Origin of the sequence: Tenacibaculum discolor (genome assembly GCF_003664185.1) — a bacterium.
GTDB classification, from domain to species: domain Bacteria; phylum Bacteroidota; class Bacteroidia; order Flavobacteriales; family Flavobacteriaceae; genus Polaribacter; species Polaribacter discolor.
The window spans coordinates 509,979-529,982 of sequence record NZ_RCCS01000005.1 but is presented as its reverse complement, the minus strand read 5'-3'; the positions used below and the strand labels follow the sequence as shown (position 1 = coordinate 529,982).

The following is a 20,004-nucleotide window of genomic DNA, read 5'->3' as shown; positions in this document are numbered from 1 at the left end:
TTTGAGGTGCTTTTTTTATGAGTTATTTCAGTCTTAATCTAACACAAAACGTAATCTAGCAAATAAATGTCTACCATTAGTTCCGAACTGTACAGAACGTCTAGAGTAGATAAAACGCCCACTAGATCTAAAAGCAGGGTCATTTTTATCTGGATAAACATCAAATAAATTATTTGCTCCTAATGTTAAACTTAGGTTCTTATTAAAGTTATATCCAAAAGAAAGGTCTGTTACTACTTTTCCTCCAAATGTTGTATCTATATTTGGGCTATCATTATTAGTTGCTTCTTCAACTTCTCCAAAATAACTATTTCTTAAAAAGATACTCCATTTGTCATTAACACTTAAATTGTGTGATAAATTCCCTTTTGTTGTAGGAACCGAAGACTCTAAATAAATTCTACTTGTTGGGTCAAAATAAGTTTCTGACAAGTCTGCATTTTTTATAGCAGTTGGAATATTCACACCTTCTTCATTCGTTTTCGAAAATGTAAACGCTAAAGTGTTAGTTAACCTCATCTTATCAGAAAGGTCTGCTTTGTGATCTACAACAATATCTACTCCTTTTGTTTGAGTATCTACAGCATTTGCAAAAAATGCTGCTTGTGTAGCATTTGCTTGTTGGAACAACTTTTTCAACTCAGCGTCATCATTATGACCAAAACTCCCTGTTAATATTACTCTGTCATCAATATTTATAAGATATCCATCAACCGTAAACTTTAAGTTTGCACTTGGCACTTTTGCTGTAAAACCTGCTGAAAACCCAAAAGAAGTTTCTTCTTTTAATTTACCTATTCCTAAAATTCTTGCAACTCTCGAAGTATTTGAAAATACCCCAACTTCATTTGGTATACCATCTACAAACAAGGTACTGGTTGAACTGTAAGATATTTGATGCAATGATGGTGCTCTAAACCCTGTTTGTAAACTAGCTCTTAAATTAAAATTTTTAGAAGCTTTTACCCTAGATGCTACTTTTACATTTAAAGTACCTCCAAAGTCTGAGAAATTCTCATAACGTACAGCTCCACTTAATAAAAAAGACTCTGTGAAATCTGCTTCTACATCTATGTAACCAGCTATAGAGTTTCTGAATGAGTTTACTTCATTTTCTGGTTTAAACCCAGGAAACACTTGAATACCTCCTGGTCTTGGTTCACCAAAAAAATCTTCAGGAACCATTGAATCAGGATCTGTTGGATCATGTACATTACCCAATGTATTATATCTCGCATACGACGCTTCCTCTCCTGCAATAATACCATAATTTTCCAAACGGTATTCAGCTCCAAAAGCGATATTTAAACCAGACATTACATCTTCGTAAAACTTACTAAGGTCAATATTTGTTGTATTTTCACTTGAGTAAAACCCACCTGAATTCGCTTCAAAAGGCGTTGAATTACCTAAAGATGCATTACTTGAGTTACTTATCAAATAATTGAACTCATTTCTACCAAATGTATTTGAAAAATCTACATTCCAATCACCTAACTTTCCTTTTATTCCAACCGCATACGATTTGTCTTGAATATTAGAGTTTATCTCTGGTAAAAATCCGTTCATATACGCTGGAGTATATGCCCTAGATTGATTTGGTAATCTATAGAAACCTGCTGCATTACCATTCTTATAACTTAAACCAGCATTACCATAAATAAAGGTTTCATTTCCTAACGGAATTTCCATGTTTGCAAAAAACTGCGCTCCTCTTACCCTTGATTGCCCCACTCTCATGTTAAAATCACTTCTTTTCAAGCCACGAGCTAACAACTCTGCTTCAGTAACATCAGCTCCTAAGATTGTTCGCAATTCTTCTTTTGTTTCAGTACCATTCAATGTAATTCCTGCATCACCTGCATAATTAAAAATATCATCTAAATCATCATCTAATAGGTTTGAAATATTATACCCATCTGCTGCTGCAACTCTTTCAATAGAGTTGTAAGCATTAAATATTGAACCTTCCCATTCTTGCATTCTATTAGTCCATCCTCTAAAATCAAAATTTCCAGTAAAATTTATAAATCCACCATCTTTACCAATTGGCAGTCCATAATTTAACCCTAAGTTTAATTTTTCTCCGTCTATATCTCTCTCAGGGCTACTTTTACTTGTAAAATTTGCACCTGTTGTTAAGTTAACTTCTAACTTATTCGTAGATTTCTTTAAGACGATATTTATTATTCCTGCAATAGCATCAGAACCATATTGAGCCGCTGCACCATCTCTAAGAATTTCAATTCTTTCAATAGCAATTGATGGAATTGTTGTCATATCTGTACCCACTGAACCTCTACCAAAAGTACCATTTACGTTTACCAAAGCAGTTTTGTGACGTCTTTTCCCATTAATCAACACTAATACCTGATCTGGACCTAATCCTCTTAATGCTGCTGGCGCAATATGATCCGTACCATCTGAAATTGATTGAGGATTGGAATTAAAAGACGGTGCTGCATAATTTAGAATTTCTGTCACTGTAACTTGAGGTGCTGATTGAGTAAGCTTTGAAACATCTAACACATCAATAGCTACAGGAGAATCTATTGCAACTCTACCTTTATTACGAGAACCTACAATTACCACCTCTTCTAAGGCCTCACTCGATTCATCTATTACAATTGTAATAAAAGAGCTATCAGTAACTTTTACTTCTTTCGTTCTAAATCCTACTGAAGAGACTATAACCGTAACAGGCAACTGACTTACTTTTAAAAAATATTCTCCATTATCATCAGTTGTTACACCATTAGTGGTTCCTTTCTCTATTACATTTACAAAAGGCAAAGGTGCTCCATTCGTATCTGTAATTTTTCCTTTTATCGTCTGACCAATCATTGATGTAAACGACATCAACAAAACACAAACAAATAATTTCATTTTTTGTTTCATAATCATATTGCTATTTTATTTTTTTTTGTTAAAAAAGTTAATTTATTATAAACATACTAATATTTAAACTCCATAACAAATATATCCGTAATTAAATCACTCCCAACACATTAACACAAAAATTACTATTTATCAAAACCAGTAAAACAATCTATGCACTCCAATAGAAAATTAAATTTCCTTATACTCTACTCTTCCAAACACATTTATTTACTTATAACTATTTTAAACATATTCTTTCAATATTTCATAACACTCTACTATGAAGACTCAATAAACTCATTGCAATTGTACATGAATCTATGCATAATTTTTAATGATTGGATTGTTGTTTTACTTATTGAGTTTTTATTTAAAAACCTTATACCAATGAAGAAATAGGCCATAAAAAAAAAGCACCTTAAAAAGGTGCTTTTTTTATCTAACAATTAAGCTTAGAACTTAAAAGTTAATCCTGCTTTAAAAGTCATACCATTGAATCCAAATTGATTTACCTCCCATGGATACTTAAAACGCCCTCCTAAATCAGTCACAAAATCTCCTTTAGTATCAATTTCATCTGGATACACATCAAATAAATTATTTACCTGAGCATTAAACGAAATCATATCTGAAAATTCATAACCAAAAGACACATCAGTTATTACTTTCCCACTAAATGTTTGATCTTTATTCGGATCTGTTGCATGTTGCCAAGTTACTTCTCCAAAATAGGTGTTATTTAAAAAAGCGGTAAACTTTTTATACTTGTAATCTGCACCAAACAAAAGTTTGGTATTTGGTCTTGCACTAATAATTCTCGACTGTTCTTTTCTATTAAATATGGCATTCTTATAATTTGCCAATTTAGTAGGGGTTTTTACTTCTCCTTCTAACTTTGTTCTGTTAATATTTAACGCTAAATTCAAACCAAGTTTTCCTACTGCAAAATCTATATTTTTGTAACGCATTGTGTAATCAAATCCTTCTGTTTTTGTATCAGCCGCATTAATAAAAAACTTAATACTTGTAACACTGTTATCATCTAAAATTTGTTGAACAATAGCATTTGGATTACCATTATCATCAGTTCCTCCAATTTCCCCAGAAAATACAACTCTATCTTCTACTTTAACATTATAATAGTCTAATGAAATAGTAAAATCATTAGAAGCCTTAACAGTTAATCCTGCTGAAATATTTTTTGATGTTTCTGCAAACAATGAAGCTACTCCTAAATCTTTAATCACAGGACTCACGTTGTTGAATGTTCCTTGATTAGAGATTGTACCTCCAGAAACCAAAGTTTGTACATTACTTAAATACACTTGATGTAATGAAGGCGCTCTAAACCCAGTACTATATGACGCTCTTAACACACCTGCTTCCCCAACTTTGTACCTAGAACTCACTTTCCATGAAAAATTATCTCCAAAGTCAGAATAATTCTCATAGCGTAACGCTCCCCCTATTAAGAAATCTTCTGAAACATCCCAATCTAAAGTTCCATAACCTCCAATATTTGTTCTTGTTTCATTTAAAGCGTTACTTGGTTGTAAACCTGGAAATGATTGTGCTCCTCCATCAATATAAGACGCTTCTTCTCCTGCTGTTACTTCAAATCGTTCCTGACGACCTTCTACACCTAAACCTATACTTACATCTCCAAAAGAACGACTTACATCAAAGTTCCCGATAATATTACTAAAAGCATATGCCCCAGCATCAAAAGACGTTGGACTATTAGATCCTAGACTCCCGTTGATTGTATTTCCTATGGTATAATCTACAGAATTACGCCCAAAACTACCACTTAAATCTGCATCAAACTCACCCAACTTAAACTTACCTCCTGCAGTAAACAAAATATCTTGAATATCGGTCTCAAAGGTTGGTTGAAACCCCTGATATTCACCTCCGCTATATAATGGGTTATTACTTCCGTCAAATGATAGCCCTGGCCAGTATGGTGTTCTATACAAAGCAAAACTTTTTCCTTGTCTCATATTAAACCCTCCAAAGGCGTATAGTTTTGTATTATCATTTAAAGGGTACTCTGCATTTACAAATAAATCACCTTTTTTCATTTCTGGTTGTCCAACTGTCATTCCTAAATCTGGATTTTCTTGAATCCAAGGATAAGATCCATTTGAAAGACTTTCTGCAAATACCAAACCAGCATCAAGTTCAGCTTGCGTTATGTTTCCATCATCAAACTCATCTTTAAAAATTCCTGCCCATGTCTCTCCAAACAAAACATCAGTACCTGGCCTACCTGCTCTGTTTGTTTTTTCTTGATAGCTCAGCCCTAAGGTAGTATTAACAAACCCTCCTTCACCAAAAGTAAACGTATGGTTAACATCACCATCAATATTAAAACCATCTCCTTCTTTGGTTACCCCTGAGTTTACATTTACCTGAGTGAAGTCAATATTCTTCTTCAATATTATATTAACAACACCAGCTACTGCATCTGAACCATATTGAGCAGAAGCTCCATCACGCAAAATCTCCACTCTTTCAATAGCTGCAGTTGGAATACTTTTCATATCCACACCTACTTCACCTTTTCCTGGTGTATCATTTACATACACTAAAGCACTCTGATTTTTTCGCTTTCCATTTACCAAAACCAATGTTCTACTAGGCCCTAATCCACGTAAATCAGCAGGATCAAAATGAGCTGTTGCATCAGATATTGTTTGATTACTTGAATTGTATGAAGGAACTGTATAAGTCAACATTTGATCAATATTTGTTTGGCCTGTTGCTTGTAGTTCCCTAACACTTACATTATCAATAGGAACAGCAGAGTCTAAAATTGTTCTCGGTTTGGAACGGTTACCTGTTAAAACAACCTCATCCAAAACATTATCATCTCTTAAAACAACTGTAACATAGGAAGCCTTGTATACTGTTTTTTCTAAAGTAGAGAATCCTACCGAAGAAAACACCAACGTAACTGGTATCTTTTTTACATTAAGAGTAAACTCTCCTTTATCATCTGTACTTACTCCATTTACAGTTTCTTTCTCCAATACATTTACAAATGGAAGAGGCGCTCCACTTTCATCTGTTACTTTACCTTTTATTGTCTGACCAATCACTGACGCAAAAGACATCAATAAAATGAAGACAATTACTTTATTTTTTTTATCCATAAGTAATTAAGTTTAGTTAAAATTAAAACGTTAAAATGTGTTAATTTACAACAAGAATAACAAATTTAAACATAAAAAATAAACAAAAACATAAAAAAATATATGTTGATTTAAAAAAACAACAAGGACCTAGAATGTTTTTAGCTTTAACCATACTTTAACAGCTGTTATTTTCTTATTATTGTAGCTTTGTTTCATAAAAATTCTAATTTATTTCAATTACTATGGATATAGATGTAAGAGCCATCAATGAAAAGATAGAAAGAGAAAGTGCTTTTGTAGATTTGTTAACTACAGAAATGAACAAAGTAATTGTGGGTCAAAAACACATGATTGAGCGATTACTAATTGGACTTTTAGGAAATGGACATATCTTATTAGAAGGTGTTCCTGGACTGGCAAAAACCTTAGCCATTAACACACTTTCAAAAGCAGTTGACGGAAGCTTTAGTCGTATTCAGTTTACTCCAGATTTATTACCTGCTGATGTGGTAGGTACTATGATATACAATGTAAAAGAAAATGATTTCTCTATTAAAAAGGGACCTATTTTTGCCAACTTTGTATTAGCTGATGAGATTAACCGTGCTCCTGCTAAAGTACAGTCTGCTTTATTAGAAGCAATGCAAGAACGTCAAATCACCATTGGAGATGAAACTTTTAAATTGGATGAACCATTCTTGGTAATGGCCACTCAAAACCCAGTAGAACAAGAAGGAACTTATCCTCTTCCTGAAGCACAGGTAGACCGTTTTATGCTAAAAACTGTAATTGACTATCCAAAATTACAAGACGAGCAACTTATTATGCGCCAAAACTTAAACGGAAGTTTTCAAAAAATAAACCCTGTAATTTCTATAGACCAGGTTATAAAAGCTCGTAACGTAGTTAATGAGGTTTATATGGATGAAAAAATCGAAAAATATATCTTAGATATTGTTTTCGCAACTCGTTATCCAGAAAAATATAATTTAGAGAAATTAAAGCCTCTTATCAGTTTTGGATCTTCTCCTCGTGGTAGTATCGCTTTAGCAAAAGCTGCAAAGTGTTATGCTTTCATCAAACGAAGAGGATACGTGATCCCTGAAGATGTTAGAGCAATAGTAAATGATGTTTTACGCCACAGAATTGGTATTACATATGAAGCAGAAGCTGAGAACATTACATCTATAGATATTATCAATTCTATTATTAACGAAGTACAAGTACCTTAATCAATTATCAATGAGCAATTATCAGCCAAAAACACTTTACTGATTATTGATAACTGTTAACTGACAATTGAAAACATGGATACAAAAGAGTTACTAAAAAAAGTTCGAAAAATAGAAATAAAGACACGTAGGCTGTCTAATCATATTTTTGGAGGTGAATATCACTCAACCTTTAAAGGTAGAGGTATGACTTTTTCTGAAGTACGTCAATATCAATATGGAGACGATATCAGAGCTATTGATTGGAATGTTACCGCTCGCTACAACGAACCTTATGTAAAAGTTTTTGAAGAAGAACGCGAACTTACCATGATGTTGGTAGTAGACATTTCTGGTTCTGAGTTTTTTGGTACTTCTGAACAATTTAAAAAAGATACCGTAACAGAAATTGCAGCTACATTAGCCTTTTCTGCTATTCAAAATAACGATAAAGTCGGGTTAATTCTGTTTTCTGATCAAGTTGAACTGTATATTCCACCTAAAAAAGGGAAAAGTCACGTATTACGAATTATTCGTGAGCTTATCGAGTTTCAACCAAAAAGTAGACAAACTAACATTAGTGAAGCTCTCAAATTTTTATCCAACATCATGAAAAAGAAAGCGATTGTTTTCATGCTTTCTGATTTTATGGACGATGATTACGAACGTACGTTGAAAATTGTTGGTAATAAACATGATGTAACTGGTATACGTGTATATGACAAACATGATGAGGAAATCCCTAATTTAGGAATGGTTCCTATGATGGATGCTGAAACAGGAAAAACTCAATTGGTTAATACGAGTTCAAAATCAGTTAGAACTCACTACAAAGCTAACGCTTTACGTTTAACAAATTACTTTGAATCCACTTTTACCAAAAGTGGTGCAGGAACTATCAATACTAGAGTTGATGAAAGTTACGTACGAAAATTGTTAGGTTATTTTAAACGAAAAGGATAAGAACAAACAATGAAACACAAACTACTTTACATATGCTTGTTTTTAACTTCTTTTGCCTTTGCACAACAACCTCAGGTAAAAGCAGAAATTGACACAACAAACATCAGAATTGGTGAACAGTTTCAATATAAAATATCTGTTAATGAAACTGAAAATGTTATCATTCCTAAGCTAGAAAACCTAAAAGGATTAGAGGTTATCGATACACTCAAAATCGACACTATTGAAAACAAACTCATCCGAAAATATATTTTAACAGGCTTTGATAGCGGTGCTTTTTACATTCCGCAACAACAAATATTTATTAGAAACCAAGCTTATTTAACCGATAGTTTACTAGTTAACGTAGCTACTGTTCCTATTGACACTACTAAAATTAAAAAATTCCCTATTAAAGGAATTAAGGGAGAACCATATCAGTTTGACGATTTCAAACAATACATCTGGTGGGTTGTAATAGCCTTTATTATTATAGCTCTACTACTCTACTTCTTTGTTTTCAAAAAGAAAAAAGAACAAGAAGAAAAGGTTATTATCCCTTTATTGCCTCCTTATGAAGAAGCAATACAAAAACTGGAGGAACTTGACAAAAAACTATTGTGGCAAAATAATCAGGTTAAAAAATATTATAGTGAACTAACAGACATTATAAGAGGTTATATTGAAAGAGAGTTACATGTACCTGCCTTAGAAAGTACTACTGATGAATTAATTGACGTTTTAAAAGACTTCAATGACACAAAATCAATAGAAACCTCTAGGGAAATTATTGACAAATTAAAGGGACTGTTACAAGAGTCTGACTTAGTAAAATTTGCAAAGTCTAAGCCTTTATCGTACGAAATAGAGGAAGATCGAAAAGATGCAAAGCTTATAATAGACAATTTAAAACCTAAAAAACAAGAAGAAGATGATGAAGTGGAATAATTTCGAGTTTCATAGTCCTGAGTTTTTATGGTTGCTAGTATTAATTCCTTTATTAGCTTTTTGGAGTTTTTACACCCAAAAAAAAGATAGTGCTCAGCTTAGAATGCCAAGTACTAAAGGTTTTAAAGTACAGGGTTCAATTTTACCTAAACTAAAACCTTTACTACAATTCTTAAGGTTATTAGCATTAACCTGTTTAATAGTTGCTTTGGCACGCCCTAGAAATGTAGCTGTTAGTAAAAAAACTAAGACGAATCGAGGAATAGATATTGTAATGGCTGTTGATGTTTCAGCCAGTATGTTAGCAAAAGACCTTAAACCAAACCGTCTGGAAGCTTTAAAAAGAGTTGCAACTGACTTTATAAACCGACGTCCAAATGATCGTATTGGTATTGTAGTTTATGCAGGAGAAAGTTTTACACAAACTCCGATAACTAGTGATAAATCTATTGTAAAAAGAACCATTTCAGAAATTAAATGGGGACAACTAGAAGGAGGAACAGCTATAGGTATGGGCTTAGGTTCTGCGGTTAACAGACTAAAGGATAGTAAAGCCAAAAGTAAAGTTATTATCTTATTGACAGACGGTGTAAATAATGCTGGTTTTGTTGATCCTAAAACTGCTACTGATTTAGCAAAGGGAAACGGTATTAAGGTTTATACTATTGGTATTGGAACTAACGGAATGGCTCCTTTTCCTTGGGCTAAAGACCCAAGAACAGGGAAAATTTCATTTAAAAACCAACAAGTAGAAATTGACGAAGATTTACTAAAACATATTGCTAACGAAACTGGTGGTAAATATTTTAGAGCAACTAACAACACTAAGTTGAAAGAAATTTATGACGAGATTGACAAGTTAGAAAAAACTAAAATCGAAGAGTTTAAATATTATAATTACTCTGAAAAATATCGCTTTTTAGTTCTTCTAGCAGGAATATTTTTACTCTTAGAATTCACCCTAAAAAATACAGTATTTAAAAGTTTTATTTAAGCAAGATGTACAAATTAGAAGAACCAATATATTTTTATCTTTTTGCAATTATTCCTGTAATAATTGTGGTTTTCCTATTAGTTTTATGGTGGAAAAAACGAACTCAAAAAAAATTTGCTAATCCAGCTCTTTTATCTAAAATAGCACCAAACACATCAACCTTTAAATCAGTATTAAAACTTGTTTTCTTTTTAGTAGGATTATCGTTTTTAATTCTCTCATTAGTTAACCCAAAAATGGGAACAAAACTAAAAACCGTTAAAAGAGAAGGTGTTGATGTAGTGTTTGCATTAGATGTTTCTAAAAGTATGTTAGCTGAAGATATTGCTCCTAACAGATTAGAAAAAGCAAAACAAATTATATCTAAAACTATTGATAAGTTAGGAAGTGATAGAGTTGGTATTATTATCTATGCAGGTAATGCTTACCCTTTACTACCTATTACCACTGACCATGCTGCAGCAAAAATGTTTTTGCAAAACGCTAATCCAGATATGGTTTCAAGTCAAGGAACAGCCATTAATGAAGCTTTAAATCTAGCAAACACTTATTACGATAACGATGAGCAAACTAATCGTTTTTTAATAATTATTTCAGATGGTGAAGATCACCAAGAAGAGACAAAACAAGTGGCTCAAAATATCGCCAACGAAGGAGTAAAAGTTTACACGGTAGGTGTAGGAACTGAAAAAGGAGGCCCAATTCCTATTAAATTAAATGGCGCGCTTATTGGTTATAAAAAAGACAGAATGGGAGAAACAGTAATTACCCAAAGAAAGCCTGATGTTTTACAAGGAGTTGCTGATGCTTCTGACGGACAATATTTTGATGGTAATAAAACTGAAAATCCAGTAGAAGCCATTGAGAAGATTATTGGAAATGCACAAAAAAATGAATTTGAGACAAAACAATTTTCTGATTATAAAGACCAATTTCAATGGTTTGTAGGAATTGGACTGTTGTTTTTAATTTTAGATATGTTTTTGTTCGATAAGAAAACCAAATGGTTGAAGAAAGTAGATTTGTTTAACGAAGAATCTTAAAGTGTAGTATGAAAAGTTTACAAAATTTAATATTCATTCTAGTTTTTGCAGTTTCTGCAATGGCAAATGCGCAACAAGACACACTTAAACTACAGCGTGAAGCACGTGCTTTGTTACGAGAAGGAAACAAACTATACAATAAACAAAAGTTTAGTGATGCTGCTATTGCCTACCGAAAAGCTTTAGGTAAGAACAGCAAGTATGAAAAAGCAAGTTATAATTTTGGTAATACTTTATACCAAGAAAAGAAATACAAAGAAGCTGTAGAACAGTTTAAAGTAACTACTGAGACTTCAAAAGACAAAATGGCTCAGGCTGAAGCTTATCACAACATAGGTAATGCTATGATGGAACAAAAGCAATATGAACAAGCTGTTGAAGCCTTTAAAAATTCCTTACGTAGAAATCCGAATGACGATGAAACACGTTATAATTTAGCTGTTGCTCAAAAAGAAGTTAAAAAGCAACAACAAAACCAGAAGGACAACAAGGATAAAAACAAAGACAAAAAGAACGACAAAAATAAAGATCAACAAAAACAAAACGACAAAGACAAAAAGAACGACAAAAATAAAGATCAGAAAGGCGACGATAAGGATAAAAAAGATGATAAACAAGATCAGAAAAATGACGATCAAAAAAATCAACAAAAACCTAATCAAGACCAAAAAGACAAACAAAATCAAAAGCCTAAACCTCAACAAGGTAAAATGACTCCTGAACAAATGAAACAACTTTTAGAGAGTTTAAATAATGAGGAAAACAAGACGCAGAAAAAAATGAATGCGAAAAAATCAAAAGGAAGAAAAGTAAAACAAGAAAAAGACTGGTAATTTTACAGTTTTTAAAATCTTATTTATTTTTAGACATTTTTGAAAAATAACATGAAGTTGAAAATATACATATCGTTATTAGTTAGTTTTATAACATTAACCATTAATGCGCAAGACGCTGCATTAACGGCTACCGTTAGTAAAAACAAATTGGGTGTAAACCAACGGTTACGTGTTGAGTTTTCAATCAACAAACAAGGAGCAGATAATTTTGAAGCTCCTAACTTCACAAATTTTAAAATAGTTGGTGGTCCTAGTCAATCAGTAAGTCAATCCTGGATTAACGGTAAAGTCTCTTTTAATCAATCATATACTTTCATACTGCAACCTAAAAGAAAAGGAGAATTTAACATCCCTTCAGCCAGTATTGAAATTGATGGAAAAACAATAAAATCAAATCCCGTAAAAATTATTGTTTTAGATGCTGTTGACATTCCCAAAAACCCAAATGATCCTAGTTATATTGCTGAGCAAAATATTCATTTAGTTGCTGAAATTTCTAAATCTAAACCTTATGTTGGTGAGGGAATTTATGTAGAATATCGATTATATTTTAGCGATAATGTTGGTATTTACGACAATGCAATAACCGAAGCCCCACAGTATAACGGTTTCTGGAATCAAGAAATTAAACGTAACGGAATACCAGTTAAAACAGGCACCTATAATGGGGAAAATTATCGTTACGCTGTTTTACACAAAGCCTTGTTAATCCCAACAACCTCTGGTAAACTGACAATAGATCCTATGAAAATGGATATAATTGTGGCAGTTCCTACCGGAAGAGCTGACTTTTTCGGAAATGTAATTACACGTCAAGTTCGTAAAGAGTTTTCTTCTGCTAAGAAGATTGTTAACGCTCAGGCTTTACCTCTCAAGAACAAACCAGAAGACTTCACAGGAGCTGTTGGTGAATTTTCTTTTGATGTTTCTTTAAGTAAAAATACCTTAAAAGCAAATGAATCGTCACAAATTAAAGTTTCGGTTAATGGTAAAGGAAATTTAAAACTTTTTGAACTTCCAAAAATTGAAACTCCTAAAGAACTAGAAGTTTATCAACCAGAAAGAAAAGAAAACGTTCGTATTACTGGAACTGGATTATCTGGTTCCGTTACTGATAACTATACTGTTGTTCCTGAATTTAAAGGAAAATATAGAATTCCAAAAATTAGCTTTTCTTACTTTAACCCTAAAGAAAAAGTATACCAAACCATCACTACAGATGATTTATACGTTGATGTTTTAGAAGGAAAAGAAGTTCCAACAAACTCTGATGCTAATACAGTAGTCAAGCAAGATATAAAAGTTACAGGTAGTGACTTTAGATATATTCAAACAAATACTAATTTACAACCTGTAAAAACAGATGATTTCTTTAAATCGACCCTATTTTATATTCTTTTGCTACTTCCTATTTTAGCAATTCCCGTTGGAATCGTTATTCAGAAGAAGAAAGAAGAACGTGATAGCGATGTGCTAGGAAACAAACTACGAAAAGCAGACAAGCTTGCTAAGAAATACTTATCAGAAGCACAAAAGCAATTAGGTAATAAAGAAGCTTTTTATGAAGCTTTAGAAAGAGCCTTACATAATTACTTAAAAGCAAAACTAGGTGTGGAAACATCTGACATAAGTCGTGAAAAAATTACTGATTTATTAGCTAACAAAAACGTTAATAAAGAAACCATTAATAATTTTATTGAAGTATTTAACGATTGTGATTTTGCTAGATATACTCCAATTACTAATGTGCAAATGAAAGAGGAATATGAAAAAGCAAAACAAGTAATAACGCAATTAGATAGACAGTTATAATGAGAAAGCTAATTATACATTTATTCTTATTTGTGTCAACAATTACGTTAGCACAAAATGCCAACGATTTATTTTCAAACGCTAATTCTTTATACAAAGAAGGTAATTATGAAGAAGCTATTAAACTATACGAGCAAATAGAAGATGAAAATCTAGCATCCTCCGAAGTATATTACAACTTGGGTAATTGTTACTACAAGCTTAATAAAATAGCTCCTGCAATTTATAATTATGAGAAAGCATTACAGTTAAACCCTTTAAATGAAGATGCAAAAAACAACTTAATTATAGCAAGACGCTTAACTCTTGATAGAATTGAGGCATTACCAAAATCAGTTTTTCAAAAATTCAACAAAAACTACTTACAAAAGTTTACCTATAACACTTGGGCTGTAATTACCATTGTACTTTCTTTTATTGCCTCTATTTTATTTTTACTCTTTTACTTTGCCTATACACCAAGTAAAAAAAGAACTTACTTTACAACTAGTATTTTATCATTTTTACTTTTAAGTATCTCTTTAGTTATTACATATACACAATACAATCAAGCTAAAAACACTACTGAAGCTATTATTTACATTGAAGAAGTTTCTGTTAATAATGAACCTACAGATAGCTCAAATGAGATTTTCACATTACACGAAGGAACCAAAGTTAATGTGCTAGATTCGGTAGATAATTGGAAAAAAATAAAACTTGCTGATGGTAAAGTCGGATGGGTTAAATCCAAAATTTTAAAAGAACTATAACATTTTAGCGTTAAAAAATTAACTACTTTTGCCTCTAAATAAATAAAAAAATATTGAAATCTAAAATTGCCATCTTTTTTTTCGTACTGTTTGCGGGCATTATTGTTACGCCTTCGATAATTACGTTGGTTGATAAAGATCAAGATATTACTATTTTCTTAAACCTTAGTGAAGAAGAAGAAAACACTAAACATGTTAAGGTAGCTGAACTAAAAGCTCACCCTAATGAAGATTATACTTCTTTTTTATATAAGAAAATCCAAAAAAAGAAAAACGTTAGTTTTCTATCTAAAAACTACGTTTCACAATACCCAAAAATTCTTACCCCACCTCCTGAGTTTTTTACTGCTTAATAATATTTAAGTAAGTACCTCCTATAAGAGGTCTCAAATAGAAAACCTGGAAAAATATTTCAATACGCAGCAATAACACTATTGCTTCATTGAGACATTTTGAGTTTCTCTTATTAAAATCAATCATTTAAATTAAATACGCTCTAAATTTTTATTTGGAGTCTAAACAAACGCATATATTATGTTTAAAACTATTAAAAGCGACTTACCCGCAAGTATTGTTGTATTCTTTGTTGCCTTACCTTTATGTTTAGGTATTGCTTTAGCTAGTGGAGCTCCTCTTTTTTCAGGTGTAATTGCTGGAATTATAGGGGGTACTGTTGTCGGAGCCTTAAGTGGTTCTAAAATTGGAGTTAGTGGCCCTGCAGCTGGTTTAGCTGCCATTGTATTAACTGCTATTGGTGCCTTAGGTGGTTATGAAAACTTCTTAGTAGCTGTTGTATTAGGAGGTATTATTCAAATACTTTTTGGTGTTCTTAAAGCTGGAGTTATTGGTTACTACTTTCCTTCATCAGTAATTAAAGGAATGCTTACCGGTATTGGTATTATTATAATTTTAAAGCAAATTCCTCATTTCTTCGGATATGATGCTGAACCAGAAGGAGCAGATAGCTTTATAGAACCTTCAGGTGAAAACACTTTTTCAGCTATTTTAAGTATAACTGATAATATTACCATAGGATCAATGGTTATTGGTTTTATTGGGTTAGCTATTTTAATTCTTTGGGATAAAGTTTTAAGTAAAAAAGGAAAAATATTCCAATTAATTCAAGGACCTTTAGTAGCTGTAGTAACAGGAATTATATTTTTTACAGTAACACAAGGAAATGAAACATTAGCAATACAAGCTTCTCATTTGGTAAGTGTACCAATTCCTGAAAGTTTCGATTCTTTCTTAACACAATTTACATTCCCTGACTTTAGCGCTATTACAAACTATGAAGTTTGGGTAACTGCGTTTACAATTGCATTAGTAGCTAGTTTAGAAACTTTACTTTGTGTTGAAGCTACAGATAAATTAGATCCAGATAAAAATGTAACTCCAACAAATAGAGAATTATTAGCACAAGGAACAGGAAATATCTTATCTGGTTTAATCGGAGGTTTACCTATTACTCAAGTAATTGTTAGAAGTTCTGCCAATATTCAATCAGGAGGTAAATCTAAAATGTCAGCAATTATTCACGGGGTATTATTACTACTATCAGTTATTTTAATTCCTACCTTATTAAATAAAATACCTTTATCTGTTTTAGCAGCAATACTATTAGTTGTTGGCTACAAGTTAGCAAAACCTAGCTTATTTAAACAAATGTTTTCTTTAGGATGGAAACAATTTGTTCCTTTTATTGTAACTGTTTTAGGTATTGTTTTCACCGATTTACTTACAGGAATTTCTTTAGGATTAGCAGTAGGAGTTTTTGTTATCTTAATAAAAAGCTACCAAAACTCTCACTTCTTACATATTGAAGATAAAAGTAATGGTGTACATAAAATAAAAATGACACTTGCTGAAGAAGTAACTTTCTTTAATAAAGGGGCTATTTTAAAAGAGTTAGATAGTTTACCTGAAGACACTCATTTAGAATTAGATGTAAGAAAAACTAGATACTTAGATAATGATATTATTGAAATTTTAGAGGATTTTGCATTCAAAGCAAAAGAAAAAAACATCAATATTAAACTTATTTCAGAACGCGGTGTTGTAGAAAACCCTGAAAGCTTTATTAAATTCTTTAAACTTAGACCTAAAGCAGCGTAAAACCTTAAAATACTTTACAAACAATATTCTTAAACTTGTATTGTTTGTAATAATAAAAACGATATAACATAACTTATAAAAATATATACAATGAAAGCGCACACTAAAGAAACTCAAGCTACAATGACTCCTGAAAAGTCATTACAATACTTAAAAGAAGGAAACCAAAGATTTCAAAACAACTTAAAAGCTAATCGTAATTTATTAGAACAAGTTAACGATACGAGAGAAGGACAATTCCCTTTTGCTACAATTTTAAGCTGTATCGATTCAAGAGTTTCTGCTGAATTAGTTTTCGACCAAGGTTTAGGGGATATTTTTAGTGCAAGAATTGCTGGTAACTTTGTAAACGAAGACATTTTAGGTAGCATGGAGTTTGCTTGTAAATTAGCTGGCACCAAATTAATTGTTGTCTTAGGACACACTAGTTGTGGAGCAGTTAAAGGAGCTTGTGATAATGCTCAATTAGGTAACTTAACTAAAATGTTAGGTAAAATTAAACCAGCTGTAGAAGCTGTAACAGAACCTAAAGATGAAAGCTTGAGAAACTCTTCTAATTTAGAATTTGTAAATAATGTTGCCGAAAAAAACGTACAATTAACTATTGATAGAATCTTAAATGAAAGCGACGTATTAGCAGAAATGCATAAAAACGGTGAAATTATGATTGTTGGAGCTATGTATGATATCAAAGACGGTTCTGTTACTTTTTATGAATAAAGAATATAACCTATAATTATTATAAAGAGAATCTAAATTTAGTTTTAGGTTCTCTTTTTTTATTAACTTCGGAAGTTGTCTTGCTTAAACAAAAAAAGCAAGAGTAAAAGATTCTTCTAACAAACAATTTTAATACTAATGAATCTATCTAAAATTTTTGAAAACAATAAAGAGTGGGTAAAAAACAAACTCTCTACCAATAAAGATTACTTTAAAAAATTAAATGAAGGACAAAGTCCTGACTTGTTATATATAGGTTGTTCTGATAGTAGAGTTTCCGCAGAAGATTTGATGGGTTCAAGTCCTGGTGAAGTTTTTGTACATAGAAACATTGCTAATATGGTACCTGCAATTGATTTAAATTCCGCTTCAGTAATTGAATATGCTGTTGAACATTTAAAAGTAAACCATATTGTTGTTTGTGGTCACTATTCTTGTGGTGGAGTTAAAGCCGCAATGCAATCTGCTGATTTAGGCCTATTAAACCCATGGTTACGTTACATTAGAGATGTATATCGCTTACACAAAGATGAATTAAATAAGATAAAAGACGAAAATGCCCGCTACGATCGTTTGGTAGATTTAAACGTGCAAGAGCAATGTGTTAACCTCATTAAAACTGCCGCTGTACAAAAAGCTTACAGAGATAGAGGTTTAAAAGTACATGGTTGGGTTTTTGATATTAAAACAGGTAACCTCATCGATTTAAATATCGATTTTGAGCATATTTTAGAAGATATTATGGAAATTTATCATTTAGACTAAAAAAAGCGGATAAAAAATTATCCGCTTTTTTTATATTGTTAGATTTACCTCTTCACTATTATTATCCTCTTGCTCATCCTCGTCTTTTATAATTGAAGGAAAAATTGTTGGAGCAATCTTTTTTACCGGTTTAAATAAAATAGACTCTTCTAGGCTTTCCTCCTTTACAAATGGAATAGTATCATTCATTTTTCCGAAGAAAATAAAAATTACACTTAAAATTAATCCGATTTTTAAAGCTCCGAAAACACCACCTAAAATTTTGTTCAAAATTCCTAAAGCAGCAAAATCAGCTATTTTGGTTAAAATTTTTCCTAATAGTGCTATCGCTACAATTATTACCACAAAAGTTCCTGCAAAAGCCGCTAAAGAAATATACTTTTCATCCCAAGTAACACTGTCTTTTAACCAATCTCCAATAAAGTATGAAAAATGGATAGCTCCATAAACTCCTGCAACCAAAGCAACTAAAGAAGCAACCTCTACAAACAACCCTTTCATTAAACCTCTTACAAAGCCAAAAAGTAGTAATGCAGCAATAATAATATCAAAAGTATTCATAAATATAAAAGCGTTCTACTATAAAATCTATGCTCAAATATACATAACTCATTTGTATCTTTGCTTTTTCAAAAAACACAAATGACAAAAGAAACCAATTTAAAAGAAAAATGGGATTTTGTAATAACTCAGTTATCACAACAATTTGCAGATGGAGATGAACTGAATATTGACGGAATCATCTACTTAATTGGTGTTCAAGAATTAGGGCAAGGACATCGTAAGTTTAAAAAGGATGAAAAAGTCAACCTTATGCATATTGCTATTTGTAAATTATTAGAACCATACGGATACTATGAATTCGATTTTTTTGATAATGATGGATGGCCCCATTATAAAACTCTAACTGAATTACCTAACTTAAGACCTGGTGAACAATCGGTTTTAATAAAAGAAGCTATCATTAATTATTTTGAAGTAATTAACTTTTTTGATTAGGTAACACTTAACTTCCTAATCATTTTTGATAACAACTTAGGAAAAAAGCGCTTGGTATATACACCTAGTTTTTCCTTTGCTCCTGCAATATAAACTTCTTCTTTTCTATTTTTTATAGCTTTTAACATCGTTTCGGCAAACCATCTGGATGTATTCCATTTGCTGTGGCTGTATCCATAGTATTTTGTGGAGTACCATTTCCTGTTAGTGCATTTTTTGACACATTCGTAGTTACAAACCCTGGGCAAACTAACGTAACAGCAATATTATCTTCGTAATGCTCTGCTCTCAAACTATCAAAAAAACCATGCAAAGCATGTTTGGTAGCAGCATAAGTAGAACGTAATGGTGTTCCTATTTTTCCAACAATACTTGTAGTTACAACAAAGTGCCCTGATTTCTTTTCAATAAAATGAGGTAGTAAAGCTTTTGTTAATGACACTGTTCCTAAATAATTAATATCCATTAAACGTTTATCTACTCTTATTGAAGTCTCTTTTACTAACGATCGTTGACTTATCCCTCCGTTATTTACTAAAACATCAACTCTCCCAAAAAATGAAATAGCTTCGGCTACCTTATTTGTAAGGTTTTCATAATCTTCTAAATCTAGAGGCAGAATCATAACTTTTTCAGGAACTTTACAAAGTTTTTTCACTTCTCTTAAAAAGCTTTCATTTCTTGAAGATATAATTAACTTTGCTCCATAATTAGATAACGCAACAGCTAGAGATTTACCAATTCCTGAAGAAGCGCCAGTTACCCAAAATATTTGTTCTTTAAAGTTCATGTTTTCAAATAATTAAAAAATCGTTTGTAAAATACGTAAGAAAAAATAAAAGTGGTA

18 protein-coding genes are annotated in these 20,004 nt (G+C 31.8%); 13 read left to right on the top strand and 5 right to left on the bottom strand.

Translation table 11 applies throughout. From position 1 onward, the window contains the following. Nucleotides 1-33: 33 nt before the first annotated feature. Both C8N27_RS05930 and C8N27_RS05925 read right to left on the bottom strand, forming a co-directional pair. Nucleotides 34-2,886: a TonB-dependent receptor gene (locus C8N27_RS05930; protein ID WP_244174716.1), complete on the bottom strand. Its 2,853-nt coding sequence runs from the start codon at nt 2,884-2,886 to the stop codon at nt 34-36. A gap of 446 nt (nt 2,887-3,332) precedes the next feature. Continuing rightward, on the bottom strand, nt 3,333-6,038 hold the full coding sequence (locus C8N27_RS05925) for a TonB-dependent receptor (RefSeq protein ID WP_121146630.1): 2,706 nt from the start codon (nt 6,036-6,038) through the stop codon (nt 3,333-3,335). Nucleotides 6,039-6,262: 224 nt separating this feature from the next. On the opposite strand from C8N27_RS05925, the gene C8N27_RS05920 reads away from it, so the two are divergent. The 12 genes from C8N27_RS05920 to C8N27_RS05865 all read left to right on the top strand — a co-directional run bounded on the left by C8N27_RS05920 (nt 6,263) and on the right by C8N27_RS05865 (nt 18,158). Next, nucleotides 6,263-7,252: an AAA family ATPase gene (locus tag C8N27_RS05920; protein WP_121146629.1), complete on the top strand. Its 990-nt coding sequence runs from the start codon at nt 6,263-6,265 to the stop codon at nt 7,250-7,252. 75 nt (nt 7,253-7,327) lie between these two features. Beyond that, nucleotides 7,328-8,194: a DUF58 domain-containing protein gene (locus tag C8N27_RS05915; RefSeq protein ID WP_099215162.1), complete on the top strand. Its 867-nt coding sequence runs from the start codon at nt 7,328-7,330 to the stop codon at nt 8,192-8,194. A gap of 9 nt (nt 8,195-8,203) precedes the next feature. Then, on the top strand, nt 8,204-9,121 hold the full coding sequence (locus C8N27_RS05910; RefSeq protein ID WP_099215161.1) for a hypothetical protein: 918 nt from the start codon (nt 8,204-8,206) through the stop codon (nt 9,119-9,121). After that, nucleotides 9,108-10,115, top strand: coding sequence for a vWA domain-containing protein (locus C8N27_RS05905; protein ID WP_121146681.1), 1,008 nt, complete (start codon nt 9,108-9,110; stop codon nt 10,113-10,115). Before C8N27_RS05910 ends, C8N27_RS05905 begins: the two co-directional genes overlap by 14 nt. Before the next feature lie 5 nt (nt 10,116-10,120). Next, nucleotides 10,121-11,158 carry a VWA domain-containing protein gene (locus C8N27_RS05900; RefSeq protein ID WP_176550561.1) on the top strand — a complete coding sequence of 346 codons (1,038 nt, stop codon included), beginning with the start codon at nt 10,121-10,123 and terminating at the stop codon, nt 11,156-11,158. 8 nt (nt 11,159-11,166) lie between these two features. Further along, the gene (locus C8N27_RS05895; protein WP_099215159.1) at nt 11,167-11,991 is read left to right on the top strand and encodes a tetratricopeptide repeat protein; all 825 of its coding nucleotides are present in this window, start codon (nt 11,167-11,169) and stop codon (nt 11,989-11,991) included. 51 nt (nt 11,992-12,042) lie between these two features. After that, nucleotides 12,043-13,806: a BatD family protein gene (locus tag C8N27_RS05890; protein ID WP_121146628.1), complete on the top strand. Its 1,764-nt coding sequence runs from the start codon at nt 12,043-12,045 to the stop codon at nt 13,804-13,806. Beyond that, the gene (locus C8N27_RS05885) at nt 13,806-14,558 is read left to right on the top strand and encodes an SH3 domain-containing protein (RefSeq protein ID WP_099215157.1); all 753 of its coding nucleotides are present in this window, start codon (nt 13,806-13,808) and stop codon (nt 14,556-14,558) included. Before C8N27_RS05890 ends, C8N27_RS05885 begins: the two co-directional genes overlap by 1 nt. Nucleotides 14,559-14,611: 53 nt before the next feature. Next, nucleotides 14,612-14,911 carry a hypothetical protein gene (locus C8N27_RS05880; RefSeq protein ID WP_237270792.1) on the top strand — a complete coding sequence of 100 codons (300 nt, stop codon included), beginning with the start codon at nt 14,612-14,614 and terminating at the stop codon, nt 14,909-14,911. A 181-nt stretch (nt 14,912-15,092) separates the two neighbouring features. Next, a complete protein-coding gene (locus C8N27_RS05875; RefSeq protein ID WP_099215156.1) occupies nt 15,093-16,673 on the top strand; it encodes a SulP family inorganic anion transporter in 1,581 nt (526 codons plus the stop codon). Between the two features lie 90 nt (nt 16,674-16,763). Then, nucleotides 16,764-17,393, top strand: a complete 630-nt coding sequence (locus C8N27_RS05870) for a carbonic anhydrase family protein (RefSeq protein WP_121146627.1) — start codon at nt 16,764-16,766, stop codon at nt 17,391-17,393. 138 nt (nt 17,394-17,531) lie between these two features. Further along, entirely contained in the window at nt 17,532-18,158 is a 627-nt protein-coding gene (locus C8N27_RS05865; RefSeq protein WP_099215154.1) for a carbonic anhydrase, read from the top strand. A gap of 30 nt (nt 18,159-18,188) precedes the next feature. Here the strand turns inward: C8N27_RS05865 and C8N27_RS05860 are convergent, their stop codons facing one another. Then, the gene (locus C8N27_RS05860) at nt 18,189-18,719 is read right to left on the bottom strand and encodes a CvpA family protein (protein ID WP_121146626.1); all 531 of its coding nucleotides are present in this window, start codon (nt 18,717-18,719) and stop codon (nt 18,189-18,191) included. An 81-nt stretch (nt 18,720-18,800) separates the two neighbouring features. Here C8N27_RS05860 and C8N27_RS05855 point away from each other — a divergent pair, with 81 nt between their 5' ends. Beyond that, entirely contained in the window at nt 18,801-19,157 is a 357-nt protein-coding gene (locus tag C8N27_RS05855; RefSeq protein ID WP_121146625.1) for a hypothetical protein, read from the top strand. Here C8N27_RS05855 and C8N27_RS16170 read toward each other — a convergent pair. Both C8N27_RS16170 and C8N27_RS05850 read right to left on the bottom strand, forming a co-directional pair. Beyond that, nucleotides 19,154-19,285 (bottom strand): hypothetical protein, encoded by a 132-nt coding sequence (locus C8N27_RS16170; RefSeq protein WP_317125073.1) that lies wholly within the window; start codon nt 19,283-19,285, stop codon nt 19,154-19,156. The two genes, C8N27_RS05855 and C8N27_RS16170, sit on opposite strands and share 4 nt — an antisense overlap. Beyond that, on the bottom strand, nt 19,279-19,947 hold the full coding sequence (locus C8N27_RS05850) for an SDR family oxidoreductase (RefSeq protein ID WP_317125072.1): 669 nt from the start codon (nt 19,945-19,947) through the stop codon (nt 19,279-19,281). The genes C8N27_RS16170 and C8N27_RS05850 overlap by 7 nt, the downstream gene beginning before the upstream one ends. Nucleotides 19,948-20,004: the final 57 nt, after the last annotated feature.